This window comes from Caulobacter sp. CCG-8 (genome assembly GCF_037402475.1).
GTDB lineage: Bacteria > Pseudomonadota > Alphaproteobacteria > Caulobacterales > Caulobacteraceae > Caulobacter.
Window position 1 is genome coordinate 208,361 of record NZ_JBBEUD010000006.1, and the last position, 24,885, is coordinate 233,245.

Annotated in this window: 16 protein-coding genes; 11 read left to right on the forward strand and 5 right to left on the reverse strand. The window is 69.2% G+C overall.

What is annotated here, in order from left to right:
• Positions 1 to 58: 58 nt before the first annotated feature.
• A complete protein-coding gene (locus WAE60_RS07995; RefSeq protein ID WP_337685714.1) occupies positions 59 to 6,847 on the reverse strand; it encodes a glycosyltransferase in 6,789 nt (2,262 codons plus the stop codon).
• A 380-nt stretch (positions 6,848 to 7,227) separates the two neighbouring features.
• On the reverse strand, positions 7,228 to 9,192 hold the full coding sequence (gene tkt / locus WAE60_RS08000; RefSeq protein ID WP_337685674.1) for a transketolase: 1,965 nt from the start codon (positions 9,190 to 9,192) through the stop codon (positions 7,228 to 7,230).
• Positions 9,193 to 9,391: 199 nt separating this feature from the next.
• Here tkt and WAE60_RS08005 point away from each other — a divergent pair, with 199 nt between their 5' ends.
• Together WAE60_RS08005 and WAE60_RS08010 are read left to right on the forward strand one after the other, a co-directional pair.
• The gene (locus WAE60_RS08005; protein ID WP_337685676.1) at positions 9,392 to 11,440 is read left to right on the forward strand and encodes an NAD(+) synthase; all 2,049 of its coding nucleotides are present in this window, start codon (positions 9,392 to 9,394) and stop codon (positions 11,438 to 11,440) included.
• A 91-nt stretch (positions 11,441 to 11,531) separates the two neighbouring features.
• Positions 11,532 to 12,848 carry a mannose-1-phosphate guanylyltransferase/mannose-6-phosphate isomerase gene (locus tag WAE60_RS08010; RefSeq protein WP_337685677.1) on the forward strand — a complete coding sequence of 439 codons (1,317 nt, stop codon included), beginning with the start codon at positions 11,532 to 11,534 and terminating at the stop codon, positions 12,846 to 12,848.
• Here the strand turns inward: WAE60_RS08010 and WAE60_RS08015 are convergent.
• A complete protein-coding gene (locus tag WAE60_RS08015; protein ID WP_337685678.1) occupies positions 12,832 to 13,989 on the reverse strand; it encodes an AGE family epimerase/isomerase in 1,158 nt (385 codons plus the stop codon). The genes WAE60_RS08010 and WAE60_RS08015 overlap by 17 nt on opposite strands.
• 131 nt (positions 13,990 to 14,120) lie before the next feature.
• Between WAE60_RS08015 and WAE60_RS08020 the strand changes: the two genes are divergently transcribed.
• From WAE60_RS08020 to WAE60_RS08035, 4 genes are all read left to right on the forward strand, one after another.
• Positions 14,121 to 14,660: an HAD family hydrolase gene (locus tag WAE60_RS08020; protein ID WP_029909602.1), complete on the forward strand. Its 540-nt coding sequence runs from the start codon at positions 14,121 to 14,123 to the stop codon at positions 14,658 to 14,660.
• A 74-nt stretch (positions 14,661 to 14,734) separates the two neighbouring features.
• Positions 14,735 to 15,388 (forward strand): fructose-6-phosphate aldolase, encoded by a 654-nt coding sequence (gene fsa / locus WAE60_RS08025; RefSeq protein WP_029909599.1) that lies wholly within the window; start codon positions 14,735 to 14,737, stop codon positions 15,386 to 15,388.
• Positions 15,389 to 15,537: 149 nt separating this feature from the next.
• Complete coding sequence (locus WAE60_RS08030) at positions 15,538 to 15,771, forward strand: hypothetical protein (protein ID WP_029909596.1); 234 nt, start codon at positions 15,538 to 15,540, stop codon at positions 15,769 to 15,771.
• 202 nt (positions 15,772 to 15,973) lie between these two features.
• Positions 15,974 to 17,374 (forward strand): cystathionine beta-synthase, encoded by a 1,401-nt coding sequence (locus tag WAE60_RS08035; RefSeq protein WP_029909592.1) that lies wholly within the window; start codon positions 15,974 to 15,976, stop codon positions 17,372 to 17,374.
• A 32-nt stretch (positions 17,375 to 17,406) separates the two neighbouring features.
• On the opposite strand, the gene WAE60_RS08040 is transcribed toward WAE60_RS08035, so the two are convergent.
• Positions 17,407 to 18,123, reverse strand: a complete 717-nt coding sequence (locus tag WAE60_RS08040; RefSeq protein ID WP_337685679.1) for a hypothetical protein — start codon at positions 18,121 to 18,123, stop codon at positions 17,407 to 17,409.
• A 247-nt stretch (positions 18,124 to 18,370) separates the two neighbouring features.
• Here WAE60_RS08040 and WAE60_RS08045 point away from each other — a divergent pair, with 247 nt between their 5' ends.
• A complete protein-coding gene (locus tag WAE60_RS08045) occupies positions 18,371 to 19,546 on the forward strand; it encodes a PLP-dependent aspartate aminotransferase family protein (RefSeq protein ID WP_337685680.1) in 1,176 nt (391 codons plus the stop codon).
• Here the strand turns inward: WAE60_RS08045 and WAE60_RS08050 are convergent.
• A complete protein-coding gene (locus tag WAE60_RS08050; RefSeq protein ID WP_029909584.1) occupies positions 19,476 to 20,459 on the reverse strand; it encodes a mechanosensitive ion channel family protein in 984 nt (327 codons plus the stop codon). The two genes, WAE60_RS08045 and WAE60_RS08050, sit on opposite strands and share 71 nt — an antisense overlap.
• A 147-nt stretch (positions 20,460 to 20,606) precedes the next feature.
• Between WAE60_RS08050 and WAE60_RS08055 the strand changes: the two genes are divergently transcribed.
• The 4 genes from WAE60_RS08055 to WAE60_RS08070 all read left to right on the forward strand — a co-directional run bounded on the left by WAE60_RS08055 (position 20,607) and on the right by WAE60_RS08070 (position 24,845).
• Complete coding sequence (locus tag WAE60_RS08055) at positions 20,607 to 21,767, forward strand: DegT/DnrJ/EryC1/StrS aminotransferase family protein (protein ID WP_337685682.1); 1,161 nt, start codon at positions 20,607 to 20,609, stop codon at positions 21,765 to 21,767.
• Between the two features lie 62 nt (positions 21,768 to 21,829).
• The gene (locus WAE60_RS08060; protein ID WP_029909578.1) at positions 21,830 to 22,579 is read left to right on the forward strand and encodes a hypothetical protein; all 750 of its coding nucleotides are present in this window, start codon (positions 21,830 to 21,832) and stop codon (positions 22,577 to 22,579) included.
• Positions 22,579 to 23,460 (forward strand): hypothetical protein, encoded by an 882-nt coding sequence (locus WAE60_RS08065; protein WP_337685683.1) that lies wholly within the window; start codon positions 22,579 to 22,581, stop codon positions 23,458 to 23,460. Before WAE60_RS08060 ends, WAE60_RS08065 begins: the two co-directional genes overlap by 1 nt.
• A 158-nt stretch (positions 23,461 to 23,618) precedes the next feature.
• A complete protein-coding gene (locus WAE60_RS08070) occupies positions 23,619 to 24,845 on the forward strand; it encodes a multidrug effflux MFS transporter (RefSeq protein ID WP_337685715.1) in 1,227 nt (408 codons plus the stop codon).
• Positions 24,846 to 24,885: the final 40 nt, after the last annotated feature.

Below are 24,885 nucleotides of genomic sequence, written 5' to 3' on the forward strand. Positions count from 1 at the left end.
GCCGGACAGGACGACCGCGGGCGGCGCCGGAATCCAGGATTCCGGCGCCGTTTTCGCGTCAGATGAAGCGCTTGAGGCCGTAGCCGCCCGCGCCGCGGACGGGAGTGGCCTCGCCGCCGGCGGCGGAGCCGGCGGTGAAGGCGTTCCAGGCGGCCTGCACGCTCGCCTTGTCGGTCGGATGGAGCGGCCGGCCGCGCACCTTGCCCTCGATCAGCGGGCTGTAGGCGACCCGGCGGCCCGAGCGGTCCGCGAAGGCGCCCAGCCACAGGCCCAGTTCGGCGGGGGCCAGGCCGGCCGGCGCCGCGGCGAGGGCCTCGTGCAGGAAGTCCGCCCTGACCAGGCAGAGGTCGATGACGCCCGCCGAGATGGTCTGCGGCTTCCAGCCCAGGACGAAGGGCCCGGGATCGGTCAGCGCCAGCTGGTCGTAGGGCGCGTGCAGGTGGCCCTGGCCGTCGGCCATCCAGCCCGCGGCGACCACGGCCACGTCGTTCACCAGCCGTCCGGCGACCACGGCGACGTCGTCGTGGAACTCGAACATCTTGACCGCTTCCAGCAGGAGCTCCTGGCTGGGCTTCTGGGCCTTGGTCGAGTGGATCAGCACCAGGTCGCCGGGCTTGGCGCCACGCACCTGCTCGATGAACGCCGAGGCCGGGACGGCCTTGCCGCGCGCGCGGCGCCCGACGGTGAACGGACCCAGGGCGTCAGAGGCCGAGACCTCCACGGCGACGATGTCGGGAAGGTTCTCGGCGTTGCGCTTGATCCACCATTCCTCGGCGCCGCGGAAGATCGGGAAGGGCGCGACCTCGCAGACCGCCGACAGGCCGCGGTCCTCGATCTTCGCGGCTAGCAGGGCCTGGACCGACTTCGACGATCCGTTGCTGGTCTCGCCGTTGTTGGACGTGCTGCCCTGGTGGTGGCGCCAGTGGTAGACGATCGACGGCACGTGGACGAGCGGGTGGCCCGCCCGCGAGAAGCGGTAGGCCGTGTCCCAGTCGTGGCAGTATTCGCTCGGCTTGAACGTATAGACGCCCAGGCTCAGGGCCAGGTCGCGGCGGAACGCGCAGGCGTGCCAGATCCAGGAGTTCTCCAGGTCGAGGACCGGGTCCCAGGCCGGGCGCAGATAGGGCGCCTGCAGGGCCTCGCCGATGACGATGTCCTCGTCGGTGTAGAGGAAGGCCGGCGGGGTCGGGGCGCGTTCGATGGCCTGGGCCAGCAGCTTGAGGCAGTCGGGCGTCAGCAGGTCGTCCCCGTCCAGCGGGAGGATGTAGTCCTCCTTGGCCGCCGCGAGCACGTGCTGCATGCCCCCGATGATGCCGAGGTTCTCGTCGAGATAGTGCAGCTTGACCCGCGGATCGTTGGCCAGGGTGCGCAGGTAGGCCCTCAGGCCCTTGCTGATCGGGCCGTGGGCCAGGATGACCCATTCGAAGCCGACGTCGCGCTGCGCGAACACGGTCTCGGCCGTGCGGCGGAACAGGGCCTCGTCGGTGCGGATGTACAGGGTCGTGAGCAGCGAGAAGCGCGTCTTGACCGGACCGCCCGGGGCGACCGCCGTCCGGGCCTTGGCCTGGAGGTCGTGCCACACCGGATAGGCCGCCGGCGAGGCCGACGACTTGGAGCGGCGAACCGGGCGATAGGCCGTCGCCCGGGTCAGGCCCAGGTCCGGGTGCAGCAGCTGGCGTTCGGGGATGATGTCGGCGGCGTACGACGCGAACCGCGCATGTTCCGCGTCCTGGACCAGGCTGTCCCAGTCGATCCCCGTCTCGCCCGAGACGAAGGGCGAATAGATCACCCGCTCGCCGTGCTTGCGCGCGTTGGCGCCGAGCCAGCCGCCGAGCATCGCGGTCGACGGCCCCCAGGGCGCGATCTCCTCGAGGGCGCGGATCAGGAAGTCGGGCTTGATCACCGCGTGCAGCGCCGACACGGCGCTGACCGAATGCTGCTTCCACATCTGGGCGGCGTAGCCCGGGTCGGCGAGGCGGCGGCCGCGGTCCGGGCACTCGCACCCCTTGCCGAACCCGAAGACGTAGCCGGCGGCGAGCACCTCGCCGTAGGAGTGGATGCGTCCCCCGATCATGACGGCGTCCGGGAAGAGCTCGAAATGGCCGACGGCCTCGTGGAACCACTCGTCGTTGTCGGGCGCCACCTCGTCCGCGATGATGTGGAACAGGCGTCCTTCCTTCGCCGCGGCGCGGGCGTGTTCGACCAGCGCGTGGGGACCCTTGGCCAGGTCGACGTGGAAGACCTGGTGGTCGACCTTGGCGGGCACGCGCAGCGTGTGCTTCTTGGGCGACGAGCCGTTGGAGACGACGACCGTCGTCAGGCCCGGCGCGGCCGGCGCGCGACGGCGGCGCAGCCACCAGTCCGGCGTCTCGCCGAACATCGGGTTCTTCGTCAGTTCAAAGAGCTTGCCCTTGGCGTGGCCCTTCAGGAAGCGGGTGAGCACGGCGCGCTGTGAGCCGAAGACCACCGGCTTGGAATTGATGTTCGACGCCGTCGACTGCTGGTGCATGCGCCAGCTGTAGACCACCTCGGGGATGTGCCGCGGCGTGTGACCGGCCAGGGCGAAGCGGGTGAAGGTGTCCCAGTCGTGGCTGCCCTCCGCCTCGGCGTCGGTATAGGCGCCCAGTTCGAGCGCCATCTTGCGGTCGATCGCGCAGAGATGGGCGATGTAGCAGGAGTTGACGAAGAGGACCGGATCCCAGTCGGGCTTCAGGTAGGGGCCGCTGAGCTCGGCGCCCATGAGCTTGTCTTCGTCGGTGTAGGCCAGCGCGGGATAGCCGTGCTTCTGCAGATGCCAGGTGACGATGCGGACGCAGTCGGGCGTCAGGTAGTCGTCGGAGTCCAGGGGCAGGATATAGCGCCCCTTGGCGCGCTCGAGGCAGCGGCGCATGCCCCCGATGATGCCGAGGTTCTTCTCGACGCGCTCGAGGCGCACGTAGGGCTTCTCGGCCAGCTTGGCGAGGTAGGCGATGACGTCGGGGCGCGTGCAGCCGTTGTCGAGGATGTACCACTCGAAATCCGCGCCGCCCTCCTGGTTCTCCAGGCTGCGCGCCAGCACGTCCAGGAACGCGGGCGGCGTGTTCCAGACCGTGGTCACGAAGCTGAGCAGTCCGGTTTCCTGGACGGCGGGATACAGTCCTTTGCGATCGGCGAGCGCCTCGCGGAGATAGGCGTTGTACTCGTCGACGCCGCGTTCCGGGTCGGGGAGGGGCAGGCGGCGGGGCTCGTTCTTGCCGATCTCCAGGGCGTCGGGCTTGACGCCCTGTTCGATCAGCCGCCGGGAGAGGGCCTCCAGCACGGGCGCCAGGGCCTGGCTCCAGGTGTGGGGCAGGTCGAGCTTGGCCGCTTCGTGGCGTTCCTCGACGTCTTCCAGCCGGTCGACGGCGCGCGACAGCGCCGCGGCCACGGCTTCCACGGTCGGCGGGACCGCGATGATGTTGGACGAGACGGCCGCCAGCCGCTCCGCGTCCTTGTTGGCGTATTCGTTGGTGACCACTAGGCCGCCGCACGCCGCCATCTCCAGCGGCGGGTAGCTGGGGTGGGGCGACATCATCAGCGACAGCAGGATGTCGGCCTGCCGCATCTGGCTGGCATAGGCGTCGAAGCCCAGCCAGGGCGCACATTCCAGCGTGGCGTCCTGACCGAGCGGGACGCTCGTGAAGGGCTCGCCCATTCCGACGAAGTCCCAGGACCCCGCGCCCAGGTCGCCCGAGGCGATCGCCATCTGCAGCGCCGCGACGCCGAGTTCGTAGAGGTTGCGCACGCCCGTGTTGGGCCGGGCGTAGAACAGCAGCTTGCGCTTCTTGCCCTTGCGGGGCTCGGGATGGAAATCGTCGCGCGAAACGGCCGGTTCGAAGGAGATCGCGGTCCGGGCGAAGGCCGGATCGGCGTGGCGGCCGATGCCGTTCTCGACCAGGAAGTCGCTCAGCAGCTTGGTGTTGACGACCGGGATGTGCTCGAGGCCGTAGGTCTCCAGGGCCAGGGCGTAGTGGCTCGATGCCGGGTAGAGGATCGGCTCGAAGTCCTGGATCAGGTAGATGAACGGCCGTCCGCCCACCAGCGGCGAGGCGGCCTTGGCCATCTGGGCCGTCCACCAGGCGGTCGCGAAGAACAGGTCCTTTTCGTGGATGGTGATGGTCTTGCGGCGGTCCGAGGCGTCGACGAGCTCGACGTTGGGCAGGCGTTCCTCGACGCCGGAGATCGCCTGGATGTGACGCCAGATCGGCTCATGGTCGGCGTCGATGGGCGCGTCCGTTGAGATCAGGCGCACGGCGAAGCCGACCTTGCCCAGGCGGTAGGCCAGGTTGAGCGCGGTGTTGGGGCCGCCGGACATGCTGGCCATCCGGATGGCCGGCAGCAGCACGTTGATCGTGGGCTGGCCCGTCGGGTCGCGGCTCACGCGCAGCGACAAGGGCACGGCCGGCGCGAACAGTTTCGGGTCGACCGCGGTCGAGAGGAGCTGCTCCTCGGGCCGCCGCAGCATGCCGAAGCGGTTCGCCTGGCGGGAGAGCACGCTCGGGAAGGCGCCCTGGTCCAGGATGCCGGCGAACTTGCGCCGCAGGCGCGTGCGCTCGGGGGTGCCCGCCCCGATCAGTTCGGGAAGGGCCTGCTCGGAAATGCTTTCCATCTCCGGCACGTGGACGACGCCATAGCCCATGGCGGCGGCGTCGAGGCCCAGCTCCAGGCCGTGGAGGGCGTCGTCGACGTCCAGTCCCTTGAGGGACAGGCCCTGCCTCAGCAGGTCGGCGCGGATGGCCAGGAAGAACGCCGGGAGGCCCGTCACCGGTCGCGCGATCGACCAGATGTGGCCGGGCGTCTCGGTTTTCAGCCATTCGTAGAAGGGCGAGGCGACAAAGCCCTGCAGGCCGGCCAGGAGACCGGCGCTGAAGACCGTGCCTTCCGCATCGGTCACGGGTCCGCCGACCACGCCGCAATTGAGGTCCAGCTCCAGGGTCCCCACGGCTTCCCAGAGGGCCCGGCGGTTCTGGATCGCGACCTTCGACGAGACGATCACCTTGGCGAAGGCCTTGGCCGGCGCCTGGTTGATCAGGGTCGTCAGGGCGCTGTCGGAGCCGTACGCCTTGGTCACGAGCCCCGCGTCGGCGATCAGGTCCTGGACCTGGTCCTTGAGCCGGGTCGGATAGAGCACGCGCCGGACCGTGGCGGCCCCGGCGACCATGTCGAGGTTGTGCCGGAGGGTGTCGAGATCGTCGATGTCCTGGAGGACGAGATCGACATGGACGCCGACGTCGCGGATTTCCTTGCGCCGGGTGGCGTACCAGCCGACGACGCCCTCGAACAGCGAGCCGGCCTGGAACTTGTCCTGCAGGCCCCGGCGGGCGAGCGACCGCTCCATCACCTCGTACTGCGAGCCGCCGATATAGTCCTTGGCCGAGGTGGCCAGGGCGGTGGACTCCGCGTGCATGCGCCAGCCGTACAGCACCTCGCGGACATGCACGGCCCGTCCGCCGTTCTCCGTGATGCGCAGGGCCGTGTCCCAGTCGTGCGACCCGCGTGCGTAGTCGTCGGTATAGACGCCGACCTCGCGGCCCACGGCGGTCGAATAGACCATCAGGTGCGCCGCCGGCGCCGTGGCCATCGCGTGCGCGAACGCGAAGTCCCAGCGCCAGATCAGTTCGACGGGCTCGCCGTCCTCGTCGACCTTCTGCTCGTCGCTGAACATGAGGACGGGCTTTTCGTCCCCGGCCTCCCTCAGCGCCTTGGCGAACAGGGCCAGGGAGTCGGGATAGAGGATGTCGTCGGAGTCGACGGGCACGACGTAGTGGCCCTTGACCCGTTCGAAGACGTAGCGGTTGCCGCCGATGATGTGCAGGTTGTCTTCGACCCGGAAGAGGCGGAAGCGCGGGTCGCGCGCGGCGATCTCGACGCAGGCGTCGATCGTCTTCCGCGTCTTCGAGCCGTTGTCGAGGATCACCCATTCGAAGAACGGATAGGCCTGGGCCTGGATCGTCCGGGCCAGGGCGTCCAGGAACTTGGGGTCGGTGTCGTAGATCGTCGTGATGATCGAGAAGGTCGGCGCGGCGCCCTTGGTGACCCGGCCGAGGTCCATGGTTTCGAGCGCCTTCACCCGCTCGGCCAGCCGCTCCTGGAACAGCACCGTCCAGTCCTGGCGCGACGTCGATCCCCAGGTTTCGTGGTTTCGCGACAGCGGCGGAGAGATCTCGTAACCCCGGCCGCGTCCGATCAGCAGGTAGTGCAACAGCGGGTTCACGCTGTCGTCCTGCAGGTAGCGGCGCTGGTAGCGCCGGGTCGAGAACTTCTCGCTGGGGTTATGCCCCTCGCGCCAGCCCCGCTCCATATAGTGCCAGATGGGGTCGACCCCCGCGGCGGCCACCTCGGGGTGGCGGGCCAGGTAGTAGGCGGAATCCAGCAGGCCGCTGGTCGAGACCAGGCGCATCTGGGCCCGGGTCTCGCCGGCCAGGTCGTCGCGCCGGCCGCCCCGCGCCAGGAAGTCCATCAGGGGATTGACGCCCTGCGCCGCGACTTCGGGATTGTCGGCCAGGTATTGTTGGGTGTCGAAGAGGCCGCTCGGATTGCGGCCTTCCCGGTGCCCGCTGGAAAGATAGTGGACCGCCGGATCCATGCCGGCCGCCGCCACGTCGGCATAGGTCCGCAGATAGAAATCGCGGTCCAGCAGTCCGCTCGCGACAATATATTCGACCTGGGCGCTCAGATCAGTGGCGACGCGCCCCTCGGACCTGCCGTACTTCAGGTAGTGATAAAGCGGATTGATGCCGGAACGGGCGACGTCTGGATTGCCGTTCAGGTAGAACTGGGTGCTGAAGGTCGGTGAAGGGTTGCGCCCTTCCTGGGCGCCATATCTCACATAGTGCAAAATCGGATCGATGCCATCGAGCCGGACATCGTCGTGCGACGAAAGATAATACTCACGATCGAATAGATCGCTGGAAGAAATCGCCTTGATCCACTGTCGCTCTCTAATGCGAAGCATCAACACCCGAGCGCTTAGCGATTTCATCGACTATCAGACCCCAGTTGGATATATGTTATTGGCGATCATTATCGTTCGCTTGGCGCGGGCCATGCGAGCTCCCGCCAAACGCGTAACGGCTTGTTTAAATATTGTCCATCCCGAGACGCGACCCGCGGGGAGAAAGACCGGCGGGCCGCGTTTCTGGATTATCAGGGGGCGGATGGAAGCGGGCCTGATGCTTTTGAAGCCGCTCCCGTGAGGCCGACCGAACGTCAGCCGGCGGCCGCCGCCGCCACGGCTTCGGCGGTGATGCCGAACTCCTTGTACAGGCGCTCGAACGGCGCCGAGGCCCCGAAGCCGGTCATGCCGACGAACTTGCCGTCCACGCCGATGAAGCGGTCCCAGCCCATGCGGACCGCGGCCTCGACGGCGACGCGGGTCGGGGCGGTCCCGATCACCGAGGCCTTGTAGGCGTCGGCCTGCTGCTCGAAGAGCTCCCAGCAGGGGGTTGAGACGACGCGGGTCGGCTTGCCCTGGGCCTGCAGGATGTCGCGCGCCGCCACGGCGACCGAGACCTCGGTGCCCGAGGCGAAGATCGTCACGGCCGCCTCGCCGCCCTCGGCGGCCAGCAGCTCGTAGGCGCCCTTGGCCGAGCGGTTCTCGTCGGCGTCGCCGCGCACGCCCGGGACCTTCTGGCGCGACAGGCACATGACCGACGGGGTGGTCTCGTGCTGCAGGGCGATCTTCCAGCATTCGGCGGTCTCGACCGCGTCGGCCGGACGGAAGACCAGCAGGTTCGGGATGGCGCGCAGGGACGCCACGTGCTCGACCGGCTGGTGGGTGGGGCCGTCCTCGCCCAGGCCGATGGAGTCGTGGGTCATCACGTGGATCACCCGGGCCTGCATCAGGGCGCCCAGGCGGATGGCCGGGCGGCTGTAGTCGGCGAAGGCCAGGAAGGTGCCCGAATAGGGGATGACGCCGCCGTGCAGGGCCATGCCGTTCATGGCCGCCGCCATGCCGAACTCGCGCACGCCGTAGTGGACGTAGCGGCCGGCGTAGTCGGGGGCGTCGAACGGCTTCATGCCCTTGACGAAGGTGTTGTTCGAGCCGGTCAGGTCGGCCGAGCCGCCGACCATGTCGATGACGGTCGGGATCAGCTGGTCCAGGGCCGCGCCGGAGTGGACGCGCGTGGCGTTGCCCGGCTTGGTCTTGGCGGCCTCGGCGATATGGGCGTCCAGGGCCTTGAAGGCGTCGGCCGGCAGCTGGCCCTTCATGGCGCGGGCGAAGTCGTCGGCCAGGGGCGAGGCCTTGACCACGGCTTCCCAGGCCTTGCGGACGCGGGCGCCGCGGCGGCCGATGCTCTTCCAGGCCTTGGCGATGTCGTCCGGCACGGTGAACGGCGCGGCGTCCCAGCCCATGGCCAGGCGCGCGTCGCGGATCTGGTCGTCGAACAGGGTGTAGCCGTGGCTGTGGGGGTCGCCTTCCTTGGGACCGGCGCCCTTGGAGATCAGGGTCTTGCAGGCGATCAGGGTCGGCTTGTCCTGCTTGGTCGCCCAGCGCAGGGCGGCGGCGATCTTGCCGTGGTCGTGGCCGTCGACGGCCTTGACCGCCCAGCCGGCGGCCTTGAAGCGGGCCAGCTGGTCGCCGGTCTCGGCGATGGTGGCTTCACCGTCGATCGTGGTGTTGTTGTCGTCGAACAGCACCGTCAGCTTGTTGAGCTTCAGGCGGCCGGCGATGCTGATGGCCTCGTGGCTGACGCCCTCCATCAGGCAGCCGTCGCCGGCGATCACCCAGGTGCGGTGGTCGACGACGTCCTTGCCGAAGCGGGCGGCTAGGTGCGCTTCCGCCATGGCCATGCCGACGGCGGTGGCCAGGCCCTGGCCCAGCGGGCCGGTGGTGGTCTCCACGCCCGGGGTGTGGTGCACCTCGGGGTGGCCCGGGGTCAGCGAACCCCACTGACGGAAGTTCTCGATCTCCTTCATCGTCACGGCCTTGAAGCCGGTCAGGTGAAGCAGGGAATAGAGCAGCATCGAGCCGTGGCCGGCCGACAGCACGAAGCGGTCGCGGTCGGCCCAGTCGGGCTTGCTGGCGTCGAACTTCAGGAACTTGCCCCACAGCACCGTGGCGACGTCGGCCATGCCCATCGGCATGCCCTGGTGGCCGGACTTGGCCTTGTGGACGGCGTCCATGGAAAGGACGCGGATCGCGTCGGCCATCTTGACGGGCGAAACGGGCATGGGGCTTCCGGCTTGTTCTTGATTTGGCGGGGCTGCGCGAGGCGCGAGTCGCACGATGACCCCCCGGGGTCAACCCGCGAGCCCGCCCGCGAGACCTACCGGCCCCCTCGCGTGGGCGCTATGCAACAACGTCCGCAGGCGTTATAGCTGGGGACTGACTTATGCTCATTTTTAGCATAACCTCGAAAGGCCGGGTCGCTTGAGTTCTCCCTCGTTCTTCTCGCCCTACCGCCATGGCTTCGTCCGGGTGGCCACCGCGGTTCCCAAGGTCAGGCTGGCCGATCCCGCCGCCAACGCCCAGAGCGCCCTGGCCCTGGCGCGCCAGGCCCATGACGCCGGCGTGGCGGTGCTGGTGCTGCCCGAGCTGGGCCTGACCGGCTACACGATCGACGACCTGCTGCAACAGGACGCCCTGCTCGACGCCGTCGAGGCGGCCATCGCCACCCTGGCCCGAGAGAGCGCGTCGTTCTCGCCGCTGGTCGTGGTGGGCGCGCCGCTGCGCGACAACGGCCGGCTCTACAACACCGCCGTCGCCATCCAGGGCGGCCGGGTGCGGGCGGTGATCCCCAAGAGCTTCCTGCCCAACTATCGCGAGTTCTACGAACGCCGCTGGTTCACGCCGGGCGCGGGCGTGGTCGGCCGCACCCTGGACCTGGCTGGCCAGGCCGTGCCGTTCGGGACCGACATCCTGCTGCGCAACGCCCCGAGCTCCGGGGGAGACGTGGCGTTCACCGTCGGGGTCGAGATCTGCGAGGACGTCTGGACCCCCGCGTCGCCCAGCACCGCCCAGGCCATGGCCGGGGCCGAGATCCTGCTGAACCTGTCGGCCAGCAACATCACCATCGGCAAGTCCGAGACCCGCCGCCTGCTGTGCGCCAGCCAGTCGGCGCGGGCCGTGGCGGCCTATGTCTATTCGGCGGCGGGCGCGGGCGAGAGCTCGACCGACCTGGCGTGGGACGGCCATGTCGACATCCACGAGATGGGGACCCTGCTGGCCCAGAGCCCGCGGTTCTCGACCGGACCGGTGATGGCCATCGCGGACGTCGACGTCCAGCGGCTGCGCCAGGAGCGGATGCGGGTGGGCAGCTACGGCGACTCCATGGCCCTGAACCCGCCCGCCGCGCCGTTCCGGATCGTCGGCCTGGACTTCGTCCCGCCGGCCGGCGACCTGGCCCTGGAGCGGCCGATCGAACGCTTCCCGTTCACCCCGTCCGACCCGGCCAAGCTGGCCGAGAACTGCTACGAGGCCTACAACATCCAGGTCCAGGGCCTGGCCCGCCGCGTCGAGGCCACCGGATCCCAGAGCCTGGTGATCGGGGTCTCCGGCGGCCTGGACTCGACCCACGCCCTGATCGTCGCCGCCAAGGCCATGGACCAGTTGGGCCGGCCGCGCTCGGACATCCGCGCCTACACCCTGCCGGGCTTCGCCACCTCGGAAGGCACCAAGTCGAACGCCTGGAAGCTGATGAGGGCCATGGGCGTCACGGCCGAGGAGCTCGACATCCGCCCGGCGGCCCAGCAGATGCTGGCCGATCTGGGCCACCCCTTCGCCAAGGGCGAGCCGGTCTATGACGTGACCTTCGAGAACGTCCAGGCGGGTCTGCGCACCGACTACCTGTTCCGCCTGGCCAACCATCACCGAGGCATGGTGGTGGGCACCGGCGACCTGTCGGAACTGGCCCTGGGCTGGTGCACCTACGGGGTCGGCGACCAGATGAGCCACTACAACCCCAATTCCGGCGTGCCCAAGACCCTGATCCAGCACCTGATCCGCTTCGTGGCGGCCTCGGGCGACGTGGACGCGGCGACCAGCGACCTCCTGGAGGACATCCTGGCCACCGAGATCTCGCCGGAACTGGTGCCGGGCGAGGAGGTCCAGGCCACCGAGAGCTTCGTGGGGCCCTACGCCCTGCAGGACTTCAATCTCTACTACCTGACCCGCTACGGCATGGCGCCCTCGAAGATCGCCTTCCTGGCCTGGACCGCCTGGCGTGACGCGGCCGCCGGGGCGTGGCCGGTCGGTATTCCCGAGGGCGCCAAGCGCGCCTACGACCTGGCCGAGATCAAGCGGTGGCTGGAGCTGTTCCTGAAACGGTTCTTCGCCAACCAGTTCAAGCGCTCGGCCATGCCCAACGGGCCGAAGATCTCGTCGGGCGGGGCGCTGTCGCCGCGCGGCGACTGGCGGATGCCGTCGGACGCGACGGCCGACGTCTGGCTGGCCGAGCTGCGGGCGGGAACCCCGGCCTGAGCCAGCGGGGCGGTCCCGTGTTCCGGTCGGGTTACGGCGTGCTAGGAAGGCGCATGACGAAGCTCGACGACGCGCCCTCGGGGAAGATTCCGTGACCGCCATCTTTCCCGTCATCCTGTGCGGCGGCGCGGGCACGCGCCTGTGGCCGGCGTCCCGTCCCGACCGCCCCAAGCAGTTCCTGAAGCTGCTGGGCGCCCATTCGAGCTTCCAGGAAACCCTGCTGCGGGTCCGCGACCTGGCCCAGGACCGCGACGTCATCGTCGTCACCGGGGCGGGCATGGTCGAGATGGTCCGTGACCAGGCCCGCGAGATCGGGGCCGCGATCACGGTGCTCGTCGAGCCCCAGGCCCGCAATTCCGCCCCGGCCGTCGCCGCCGCGGCCGTCCTGGTCGAGCGCCTGGATCCTAGCGGGGTGATGCTGATGCTGGCCGCCGATCACCATGTCGGCGAGCCCGAGGCGTTCCGCGAGGCCGCGCGGGTGGCGGCCGACGCGGCCGGCCAGGGCCTGATCGTCACGTTCGGCGTGCGGCCCACCGGCCCGGCCACGGGCTTCGGCTACATCCGTCCGGGCGAGCTGGCCGACCAGGGCGTGTTCCGGGTCGCCGCCTTCGTCGAGAAGCCCGACCTGGAGACCGCCCGCCGCTACGTCGCCGAGGGCTATCTGTGGAACAGCGGCAACTTCGCCTTCCAGGCCGCGACCCTGCTGGGCGAGCTCCGCAGGTTCGAGCCGACCGTGGTCGAGGGCGCCCGGGCGGCGTTCGCCGACGCGGTGGTCGAGCCCGGTCTGGTGCGGCTGGACGCGACGGGGTTCGCCCGCGCCGCCAGCATCTCGATCGACTACGCGGTGATGGAGCGCACCGACAAGGCCGCCGTCGTGCCGGCCGCTTTCGACTGGTCGGACCTGGGCGCCTGGGACGCGATCTGGGGCGCCTCGCCGCAGGACGGCGCCGGCAACGCGGCCCAGGGCGACGTGACCCTGGTCGACACCACCGGCGTCCTGGCCCGCTCGACCGGCCCCTTCGTCGGCGCGATCGGGGTCAGCGACCTGATGATCGTCGCCGAACCCGACGCCGTCCTGGTCTGCCGCCGCGACGACGCCCAGGCGGTCAAGGCGCTGGTCGACGGGCTCAAGGCCAAGGGCCGCGACCTGGCCGAGCGTCACTCGACGGTCAGCGGCGGCGGGGTCGAGCGCCGGTCGGTGACCTATACCGACCAGGCCGGGGTCGAGCTCTGGCGATTCGAGGCGGGCGCGGCGGCGACGCTGCCGGCCGCCAGCATCCAGGTCCTGTCCGGCGAGGTGACGCTGGACGGCCGCGCCGCAACGGCGGGCGACCGTCTCGAGCTCGCGAGCCCGACCGCCGCCACCGCCGGCCCGGCGTCGGTCCTGTTGGTCACGATCTGGCGCTGACCGCCCGGTCCAGCTCCAGGATCGCGCAGACGATGTGGTAGAACGAGCTGGCCGGCGCGGCTTCGTCGACGAAGGTCCCGTCGGCCTGGAGCTTGTCGCGCCACAGGCCCTTCACCGGCACGTCGAAATACTTGAGCAGCCCGTCGGCGCCCTCGGCGGCGGTGGTCCACCAGCGGTCGTCGCCGGTGGACAGGGCGGCCAGCACCCCGGCCTTGATCCGCTCGGTCTGGGCCCACAGCCGCGCCACGTCGTCGTGCACGCTCATGTCGTCCAGCAGCGAGAAGATCGCCACGCCGCGGGCCGGATCGACGCCGGGGCCGTCGCCGATGGCGATCAGGCGCAGGGCGGCGGCCAGGGCGTCGTCGCGCCCCGCCAGCTTGCCCCACCGCAGCAGCAGCCAGGCCCATTCGAACTGGTGGCCCGGCTCGACGATCCGGCCCTGGACGCCGGGGGCGGGGTTCCAGTCGCCGTCGTAGTATTCGCGCAGGCCGCCGCTCTTCGGATCGATGAACCTGGCCAGGGCCAGCTCGGCGATCTCGTCGGCCATGGCCCGCCATTGGGCGCCGCCGCCGGCCTCCACCCAGGCCAGGCTGGCCTCGAACAGGTGCATGTGCGGGTTGGACAGCAGGGGCAGGGTGCGCGGGCTGCTCTCCTCGAAGCCGGCCACGGGGTGCTTGAGCTTGGCGTAGAGGGCGTGGCGCAGGTCGACCGCCAGGGCCGGCAGGTCGGCGCGCTCGGGCAGCACCGAACTGGCCATGGCCAGGCCGAACAGGCCGAAGGCCTGGTCGTAGAGGTCGACCTTGTCGTCCAGGGGCGAGCCGTCGCTGGCCACCAGGGTGCGCATGAAGCCGTCCGGGCGACGGTACTTGCCCAGATAGAAGTCCAGCCCGTGCTCCAGGGCCTGCTTCCACGGGCCGTCCCAGCCCAGCAGGCCGGCCACGGCGTAGGAATAGATCTGGCGCGGCTGGACCCGGGCCCGGCGCGGGGCCTCGACCGGCGTCCCGTCCAGGGCGATCTTCTCGAAGAACCCACCCTGGACCTTGTCGGCGCCGACCTCCCACCAGACCGGGAAGGCGTGCTCCAGGGCCCAGGCCTTGAGCTCGTCGCGCAGGCGGACGAGGCGGGCGAAGTCGTCGGTCATCGGTGATCCTTGGGCGGCCCTGGGGCGGAGATCGTAGGCTGGGGCCGTTCTAGGCCGTCGCGCCCGGGTTCGCCAACCCCGGGCGCCTTGCCCGTCTTGTGGCGTCGCCGGCCCTGGCGTAAGGCGGGACCATGTCCGGAAAAGCGCCGCTGAAAGCCGTCTTCTTCGATCGCGACGGGGTGCTGAACCTCGACCACGGCTATGTCTGCGAGCCCGAGCGGCTGGACTGGGTCGACGGCGCGCGCCAGGCGGTGGCGGCGCTGAACGCGGCCGGCGTGAAGGTGCTGGTCGTCACCAACCAGTCGGGCGTGGCGCGGGGCTATTTCACCGAGGCCCAGGTCGACCTCTTTCACGACGCCCTGCAGGCCGGACTGGCCGAGGCGGGCGGCCGGATCGACGCCTTCTATGTCGCGCCCCATCACGAGGACGCCGTCGACGCGCGCTATCGCCATCCCGACCATCCCGACCGCAAGCCCAATCCCGGCATGATCCTGCGCGGCCTGGCCGACTGGTCGCTGGCGCCGGAGGAGACCGTGTTGGTCGGCGACAAGGGTTCGGACGTCGAGGCGGCCCGCCGGGCGGGGGTCGAGGGCCTGCGGTTCCGCGGCGGCGACCTGCTGGCCTTCCTGCGCGAAAGCCTGGGCGACCGGTTCCCGCCGAACCCGTCCTAGGGACTTTCCCCGCTTGGCGCGGAGGGCCTGGGCGGATAAACGAGCCTGAAACCCCCAAAACAAAGCGCAGACCCATGCAGATCTTCCTCGACAGCACCGACACCAAGGTCATCGCCGACCTGGCCGCCACCGGCCTGGTGGACGGGGTGACCACCAACCCGACCCTGATCGCCAAGGCGGGCCGTCCGATGCTCGAGGTGATCGCCGAGATCTGCGACCTGGTGCCGGGCCCGATCAGCGCCGAGGTCGCCGCCACCACCGCCGACGCCATGATCGCCGAGGGCAAGAAGCTGGCCGGCATCGCCCCCAACGTGGTCGTGAAGATCCCGCTGACCCGCGACGGCCTGATCGCCTGCGCCGCCTTCGCCGGCGAGGGCATCTCGACCAACGTCACCCTGTGCTTCTCGCCGACCCAGGCCCTGCTGGCCGCCAAGGCCGGCGCGACCTTCGTCTCGCCGTTCATCGGCCGCCTGGACGACTACGGCTTCGACGGCATGGACCTGATCCGCGACATCCGCGCCATCTACGACAACTACGGCTACGAGACCGAGATCCTGGCCGCCTCGGTGCGCAACGTCGCCCACGTCAAGGACGCGGCCATCGTCGGCGCCGACGTGGTGACCATCCCGCCGGCCGTGTTCGGCGACCTGTTCAAGCACCCGCTGACCGACAAGGGCCTGGAACAGTTCCTGAAAGACTGGGCCGGCACGGGCCAATCCATCCTGTAACGGCGATCCTCCAGGCGGTTCCGACCGCCTCCGATCCCTCGAGCGGCCCCGGAGCGATCCGGGGCCGTTTCATTTTTGCACCTGCGAAGGTTGTTCGCATTTGCGAGTTCATGCGTTAGGCTCCCAGTAACCGCTTTCGGGAGCGCGCCATGAACGCCGCCGACCTCGCCGTCGAGATCTGCATCGCCTCCGCCGAGGAGGCCCTGCGCTTCTCGGGATTCGTCCGGGATTTCCTGGCCCGCAACGGCTTCCCCTTCGTGATGATCCACGACGCCCCGGACCTGTCGGGCGAGCGCCGCAAGGTGGTGTTCGAGGACGCCGTGGTGGGCCGCAAGTTCGCCCGCGAATGGCGGATGGATCGGCTCGGCGCCTGCGGAGCCTGAGTCTTTAGCCTCACGATGTGAGGCGTCTAAAAGGCTCAGATCAAGCATCTAAAGCGTGGCGGGCGCCGAAACCGCTCACACTTTCGGCTGCCACGCTCTAGGCCCGGCAAGGGGTTGCGGCCAAGCTCGCGTAACGCTGTTTGCGCTTTCACAAAACCGGCCTAGATAGGGAGATCATTTCTCTCTGTCGCCGAGTTGCGCCATGAACGACCCCAAATCCGCCCTTCCTCCGGTCGTCGGTTCCGCGCTCGATCTGATCGGCCGCACGCCGATGATCGAGGTCCGCAACCTCGACACGGGCCCCTGCCGGCTGTTCCTGAAGCTCGAGAACCAAAACCCCGGCGGCTCGATCAAGGACCGCGTGGCCCGCTCGATGATCGAGGCGGCGGAAGCGGACGGCAGCCTCAAGCCGGGCGGGACGATCATCGAGGCGACGGCCGGCAACACGGGCCTGGGCCTGGCCCAGGTGGCGACCCTGAAGGGCTACAAGCTGATCCTGGTGGTGCCCGACAAGATGGCGCGGGAGAAGATCCTGCACCTGCGGGCCATGGGCGTGGACGTGCGCCTGACCCGCAGCGACGTCGGCAAGGGCCACCCGGACTACTACCAGGACATGGCCCAGACCCTGGCCCAGTCGATCCCCGGCGCGATCTACGTCAACCAGTTCGAGAACCCGGCCAACCCGAAGGCCCACGAGACCACGACCGCGCCCGAGATCTTCGAGCAGATGGACGGCGACGTCGACGCGGTGGTGGTTGGCGTCGGCTCCGGCGGCACCCTGACGGGCATCGGCCGCTTCATGGCCCAGCACTCGCCCAAGACGCGGATGGTGCTGGCCGACCCGGTCGGCTCGATCCTCTGCGAATACGTGGCCACCGGCAGCTACGGCGAGGCCGGCTCGTGGATCGTCGAGGGCATCGGCGAGGACTTCATCCCGGCCGTGGCCGAGATGAGCTTCGTCAAGCACGCCTATTCGATCAGCGACCGCGAGAGCGTCGACACCGCCCGCCTGCTGCTGCGCAAGGAGGGCGTGCTGGCCGGCTCGTCCTCGGGCACCCTGCTGGCGGCGGCCCTGCGCTACTGCCGCGAACAGACCGAGCCGAAGCGAGTGGTCACCCTGGTCTGCGACACCGGGGCCAAGTACCTGACCAAGATGTTCAACGACCTGTGGCTGGCGGCCCACGGCTTCGACCAGCGCGAGCTGCACGGCGACCTGCGCGACCTGATCGCCAAGCGCTACGCCGACGGCGGGGTGATCGCCATCGGGCCGGACGACACCCTGCTGACCGCCTACAACCGCATGCGCAGCAGCGACATCAGCCAGCTGCCGGTGGTGGACCACGGCAAGCTGGTCGGCATCCTGGACGAGAGCGACATCCTGGCCGCCGTCGAGGGCGCGGACGACGATCGGGGCCCCAAGTTCAAGACCCTGGTCGGCAAGGCGATGACCAAGGCGGTCAACACGCTGCAGTCCACCCAGGGCGTCGATGCCTTGCCGGAAGTGTTCGATCGCGACGAGGTGGCCCTGGTCTGCGACGGCGACGAGTTCGTGGGCGTGATCACCCGCGTCGACCTGATCAACCACCTGCGCATGAGCGCCTGATGGGCCCTGGGGCGCGCTCGGGGCGCCGCCTGTCAGATCGCGACGTCGGGGCGCTGGTCGAACAGCGTCTTGGCGCGGGCGTAGACCGCCTCGTCAAGGCCGAGAAGCGGGCGCATCACTTCGCGGATGCGCGGATCGGTGTGGTCGAGCGCTCGGGCGGACGAGGCGGTGTTCGAGCGCGGCGCGAGGGCGGTCGGTCGGCCCAGAAGCGCGGCCAGGCGTCCGACCGTGGTGTCCAGCGCCTCGCTGATGCCGATCAGGTCCAGCGACTCCAGGCGTTCCAGGGCGAGGTCGAGCGCGCCGTCCGGCAGGTCCTCGTACGGCGAGGCGACGGTCGATTCCAGGTCGCAGACCAGAAAGCGGGTCTGGCAGTTCTCGTAGGCGGCGCGTCCCCAGGCCGGGAGCTTGGCGAACAGGCGCTCCAAATCGTCCGGTCGCTGAAAATCCAGCTGCCCGATGGCCCTGACGATCGCCTTCAGATCGTCGCCAAGGTGGTTGAAGGCCGCTTCATACTCGGTCTGATTGTAACGATCCATGTATCGGATATGGGACGCCAGGCGAGCATAGGGGTCCCGGAAAACCGAAACCAACGAATACTCCGAAATATACGGAAGACGCCGGATTTCGTCGAAGAATATATGCCCCGATATGAACTGCTTGCCGGACAACTCCATTCGGTCGTTCGGCGACAGGCCTTCGATATAGTTCGCACGGCTGTATTCTGGAAACCAGGGCTTCAGGGTGTCCACGAAGCTGGTTCCAGCGGTCTTTGGAATATGAAGGAAGAAAAGGTTTGTGCGAAACTCAACAGGCATTGAAACCACGGCCTTACTCAATAATCTATCCAAGGTGGTATCTGACACAGTGCCTTGGCGCGCTCAACAGCATCCGGAAGCTTTTTGAGCCCCGAGATCCCGCGCCTTTGCGCCGCGGCGGTCGCTTCCCGCACCGGAAATTCGCTACAAACCGTCCTAGCCCTCCAGTGAGAGTCGCCCCATGACCGACGTTCCCGGCAAGAACCGCCTGGCCTTCGCCACCCGCACGATCCACGGCGGCCAGTTCCCCGATCCGACGACCGGGGCGGTGATGGTCCCGATCTACGCGACCTCGACCTACGTCCAGTCCAGCCCGGGCGAGCACAAGGGCTTCGAGTACAGCCGCAGCCACAACCCGACCCGCTTCGCCTTCGAGCGCTGCATCGCCGACCTGGAGAGCGGCGCGGCCGGCTTCGCCTTCGCCTCGGGCCTGGCGGCGGCCTCGACGATCCTGGAGATCCTGGACAGCGGCGCGCACGTGATCGCCAGCGACGACCTCTACGGCGGCTCGTTCCGGCTGTTCGACAAGGTGCGCAAGCGCTCGGCCGGCCTGACGTTCAGCTTCGTCGACATGGGCGACCTGGCCGCGATCGAGGCCGCGATCACGCCGGCCACGAAGATGATCTGGGTCGAGACGCCCACCAACCCGATGCTGCGCCTGGCGGACCTCTCCGGCATCGCGGCCCTGGCCAAGAAGCACGGCCTGATCACCGTGGCCGACAACACCTTCGCCAGCCCCTTCGTCCAGCGGCCGCTGGAGCTGGGCTTCGACATCGTCATGCACTCGGCCACCAAGTACCTGAACGGCCACTCCGACGTGGTGGCGGGCGTGGCGGTGGTCGGCGACAACGCCGAGATCGCCGAGAAGCTGAAGTTCCTGCAGAACGCCGTCGGGGCGGTGCTGGGGCCGTTCGACAGCTTCCTGGCCTTGCGCGGGGTCAAGACCCTGGCCCTACGGATGCAGCGGGCCTGCGACAGCGCCCTGGCCATCGCCAGGTGGCTGTCCACCCGCAAGGACGTCGAGCGGGTGATCTATCCCGGCCTGCCCAGCCATCCGCAGCACGAGCTGGCCAAGCGCCAGATGCTGGGCGGCTTCGGCGGGATCATCTCGGTGGAGCTGAAGGGCGACGTGAACACCGCCCGGCGGATGCTGGAGCGCACGCGCCTGTTCACGCTCGCGGAAAGCCTGGGCGGGGTCGAGAGCCTGATCGAGCATCCGGCCATCATGACCCACGCCTCGATCCCGGCCGATCAGCGCGCCGTCCTGGGCATCTCCGACACCCTGATCAGGCTGTCGGTGGGGATCGAGGACTGCGAGGACCTGATTGCCGACCTCTCCGAGGCTTTGGCAACCTGAACAGGTGATGCCCGGCGTCGCCGGGCATGGCCGGCGACGGGTCGGGGGCCTTGGACTTGCGCGGCGGCGGCAGCTCCCGCGTCGGGTCCTCGGCCCACAGGTGGGCGGCCAGCATTAGGTCGGTCTTGACCGGGCCGTAGTCCTCCTTGGCCGTCCAGACGCGGATCGCGGCCTGGGCGAAGGCCTCGCTGAGGTCCACGACCTCGATCATCACCGCCGGGTCCTTGCGCACCCGCGGATCGCCCTCGGCCCGCTCGCGCATCTTCTGCAGCACCGTGACCAGGTCGGTCTTCAGCGGCACCTTGAACACCACGTCGGCGCGGCGATTGCGGTGGGTCGAGTAGTTGAGGATGACGTCGCCGAACACCTTGCTGTTGGGGATCATCACCTTGACGTTGTCGGGCGTGGCGATCTCGGTGAACAGCAGGTCCAGCGACTTGACCGTGCCGTTGCGGCTCGAGGTCTCGATCACGTCGCCCACCTTGTAGGGCCGGAACAGCAGGATCATCACCCCGGCCGCCACGTTCGACAGCGCGCCCTGCAGGGCCAGGCCGATGGCCAGGGAGGCCGCCCCCAGCACGGCGATGATCGAGGTGGCCTGCACGCCCAGCTGCTGCAGCACCGCCACCAGGCCCACGGCCACCACGGCGTAGCGCACCAGGGACGAGACGAAGCTCTCCAAGGTCGGGTCGGGGTTCTTGCGGTGCACCCGGCCCAGGGCCCGCCGGGCCACGCCCGCCAGCCAGCCGGCCACCCAGAAGGTGACGACCAGGATCAGGGTGGCGACCACCAGGTTCACCGCCAGCTTGCCCAGCCAGTCGAGGAAATGCCCAAACATCGTCTCGTCGGCTTTCACATTGGCGAGGGAGGGGAGCGTGGCGTCGGCGGGGATCAGGCTCGGCTTGGTCTGCATGACTCTCTCGATGGCGCCCCCGCGCCGACCCGTCAACGAACCACGCCGAAGACGCGTTCCCCGCTCGGTATCGCTTCGTCCTGTGGAAACACTCCGTTACATCAATTGGCTCGAAACCGAGCCGATCCGCCTCTAAGAGCGCCGCCCATGAGCATGTCCTTCATCGACCTCGCCGCGCAGCAGCGCCGGATCCGCGCCAAGATCGACGCGGCGGTCGCCGCCGTCCTCGACAGCGGCGCCTATGTGATGGGCCCGCAGGTGCGCGAGTTCGAGGCCAAGCTGGCGGCGTTCGGCCAGGCCAAGCTGGCCCTGTCCTGCGCCAACGGCACCGACGCCATCGCCCTGCCGCTGATGGCCTGGGGCGTGGGTCCGGGCGACGCGGTGTTCTGCCCGTCGTTCACCTTCGCCGCCACGCCGGAAGTCGTGCCGTGGGTCGGGGCGACGCCGGTGTTCGTCGACGTGCTGCCCGACACCTTCAACCTCGATCCGGCCAAGCTGGAAGCGGCGATCGCCGGCGTGAAGGCGCAGGGCCAGCTGACCCCCAAGGTGGTGATCGCCGTCGACCTGTTCGGCCAGCCCGCCGACTATCCGGCGATCAAGGCCATCTGCGACCGCGAAGGCCTGAAGCTGGTCTCCGACAGCGCCCAGGGCTTCGGCTGCATCCTGGACGGCAAGCATCCGCTGCACTGGGCCGACGTGGCCACCACCAGCTTCTTCCCGGCCAAGCCCCTGGGCTGCTACGGCGACGGTGGCGCGGTGCTGACCAACGACCAGGACCTGTGGGACCTGATGGACAGCTTCCGGGTGCACGGCAAGGCCGTGGCCCCCGACCTGGTCGGGGGCACCTTCGACCACGACACCAAGTACCTGAACACCCGCATCGGCATGAACTCGCGGCTGGACACGATCCAGGCGGCGATCCTGATCGAGAAGCTGGCCATCTTCCAGGAGGAGATCGACCTGCGGCAGGTCGTGGCGAACCGCTACGCCGAGGGCCTGAAGGGGGCGGTGATCGCCACGCCCAAGGTCATCGACGGCGGCGTCTCGGTCTGGGCCCAGTACGTGATCGAGCACGACAACCGCGACGGCCTGGCCGCCCATCTGAAGACCCAGGGGGTCCCGACGGCGGTCTATTATCCGGTGCCGATGCACGTGCAGGCGCCCTACGCCGACTTCCCGCGCGGGGCCGGCGGCCTGCCGGTGACCGAGGCCAAGGCCGAGACCGTGCTGGCCCTGCCGATGCATCCGTACCTGGCGGAAGGCGACCAGCAGCGCATCATCGACTCGATCCGCGCCTTCAACGGTTAAACTCCGCCCCATTCCGGCCTCACCCCGGGGTATTGTGGCCGGAGGTTGATTCGAAGGTTCAGATGCACGATCCGGTGACGTCGTTCGTAGTCGCGGTGTTCAGCATGCCTGGCGCCGCGCTCCTGATGGCCGGGGCCATCCTGGTGTTCGCCGTGGGGCTGATCTTCCAGTCCGGACATTTCGAATACACGCCGCTGATGAACGACCTGCGCCGTCGCGCCGACCTGCTCGACGACCTGCGCGGTGATCGCCAGAAGGCCTTCGCCGAAACCTTCGAGGCGATCGACAAGCACCTGGGCGGCATCGCCCATCCCGTCCTCGAACTGGGCTGGGCGCACTATCGCAGCCAGCTGACCCCGACCGAGGACGGACGCCTGGCGGCCTCCATCCACGCCTCCGACGCCTTCGAGCTCGCCGACACCCCGGCCCGCACCCTGGAATGGTGGGCCAACATCATGGTGGCGATCGGCCTGGTCATCACCTTCATGGGCATCGTCGCGGCCCTGACCGAGGCGACCTCGGCCATGAGCGGCGGCGGCGCGGCCATGCAGGGCGCGCTGATCAACCTGCTCACCATCGCCGCCACAAAGTTCTGGACCTCGATCGCCGGGGTGCTGGCCTCGATCATCCTGCGGCTGGCCGCGCGCCGCCGCCGGCAGGCCATCGAGGCGCAGGAGGCCCACTTCTTCGCGCTGCTGGACGCCTGCGTGCGCTTCGCCCCGCCCGAGAAGGTGATGCTGGAGCAACTGGCGGTCCTGGGCCGCATCGAGGCGGCCCTGGCCGGCAAGCCCGCCCGCGTGGGCGCGGTTTGATGGGGCGCAAGCGCGGCCGGACCGTCGATGTCGAGGAAGGCGAAAGCTACTACGTCTCGATGACCGACATGATGGTGGGGGTGATCTTCATCTTCATCATCATGCTCAGCTACTTCGCCTTCGAGTTCCGCTCGACGACCGCCAAGCTGACCGCGGCCAAGCATCCGGAGACGGCGGCCCTGCTGCAGACGGCCGCGAACCTCCAGCCCAAGACGGCAGACATCGAGATCGACTACAAGGCCCAGGTGGTGTGCCTGCCCGAGACCGCCCTGTCGGAGACCGGCGCGGGCGCGGCGGGCGAGCGTCGCTGCTTCGGCTTCTCGCCGCCCAAGGCCGGCGCGCCGACCGCTTCGGTCGCCGACGCCCAGAAGCTGCTGATGCAATCGCTGGACGCCGATCTGCGCGACATGAAGGTGGCGCTGGCCAGCGACCCCTCCGGCGGTTCCCTGGCCTTCCGGGCCGACCAGCTGTTCTCGCCGGGAACGGCCGACCTGTCGGCCGACGGTCGGCGCATCGCGGGCGACGTGGCCCAGGTCCTGATGAAGCGCCTTCCCTGCCTGGGCTACGGCGTCGCCCCTGGCGCGGGCTGCGAGGACGAGGGGCCCAAGCTGTCGGTCGTCAATGTCGTGGCCCAGACCAATCTCGACGCGTTCAGCGCCGAGGGGCAGCAGGCGGCCAGCCTGGCCCTGCGCCGGGCGGCGGCCTTCCATCAGGCCCTGACCACCGCTCAGCCCGCCCTGGGCGTCCTGCGCAACGCGCCGCCCGCCCAGCCCGGTTCGCAGCCGCTGCTGCGGGTGGCCAGCGTGGGGCAGTCGCAGGAAGGCGCCTCGAAGGTCGGCGATGACCAGACGGTGAGCATCCAGTTCCAGATGGGCTCCTAGACCCGGACCCGTTTGGCGGACGGCCAAGCCTGACCTATATCGCGACCATCGCGTCTCGCGCCCGCCGGCGCTTCGGCGTCCGGCCCGTGAAGAAGAGCGTCATGTCGTCCAGTCCCGCCGCAGTCCGCCCCGGCCCGCATCCCGGCCCACACCCCGGCATGGGGTTCGGCCAATTCGTAGCCCTGATCGCGGCGATGATGGCCACCAACGCCCTGGCCATCGACTCGATGCTGCCGGCCATGCCGCAGATCGGACACGCCCTGGGCGTGGCGACCGACAACGAGCGGCAGTGGATCCTGACCGCCTACCTGCTGGGCTTCGGCGCGGCCCAGATCGTCTACGGCCCCCTGGCCGACCGTTACGGCCGCAAGCCGGTGCTGCTGGTCGGGCTGTCGCTCTATGTCGTCTTCGCCGCCCTGTGCGCCTTCGCGACCTCGTTTCCGATGCTGCTGATCGCCCGCGCCCTGTGCGGCGTGGGCGCGGCCGCCACGCGCGTGCTGTCGGTGTCGATCGTCCGCGACTGCTACAGCGGCCGGCAGATGGCGCGGGTGATGTCGCTGTCGTTCATCGTCTTCCTGGGCGTGCCGATCATCGCCCCCTCGGTGGGCCAGGCCATCCTGCTGGTCGCGCCCTGGCCGTGGGTGTTCGGCGTGCTGGCGATCTTCGGCCTGGCCGTGATCGCCTGGTCGTGGGTCAAGCTGCCCGAGACCCTGCATCCGGAAGACCGCACGCCCCTGGAGGTCGGACCCGTGCTGGCGGCCTTCAAGGTGTGCCTGACCAACCGGACCGCCGTGGGCTACACCCTGGCCGCCACCCTGGTGCTGGGCGGACTGTTCGGCTTCCTCAACTCGGCCCAGCAGGTGTTCGTCGACGTGCTGGGCGCGGGCAAGCTGTTCACCCTGATCTTCGCGGCCATCGCCGGCGGCATCGCGGTCTCGTCCCTGCTCAACTCGCACATCGTCGAGCGCCTGGGCATGCGCCTGGTCTCGCACGTCTCGCTGATGGGCTATCTCGGCTTCGCGATGGTCCACGCCCTGGTCGCCGTGAGCGGCCACGAGACCCTCTGGACCTTCTCCCTTCTGCAGGCGGGCATGATGTTCTGCTTCGGCATGGTGATGTCGAACTTCGGGGCGATCGCCATGGAGCCGCTAGGCCACCTGGCCGGCACGGCCGCCTCGGTGCAGGGCTTCATCACCACGATCGGCGGAGCGCTGTTCGGCTTCTGGATCGGCCAGCTGTTCGACGGCACCACCGTGCCCCTGACCCTGGGCTTCGCCGGCTTCGGCCTGGCCGGCCTGGTCGCCGTGCTGATCACCGAGCGGGGCCGGATGTTCCACGCGGGCTCCGGCGCGCCGGCCCTGGAAGGCGTCGGGAGCGGCCACTAGGGCTATTGTCAAGTTTGGCTCAAGCTTGGCCGTTTCGAGA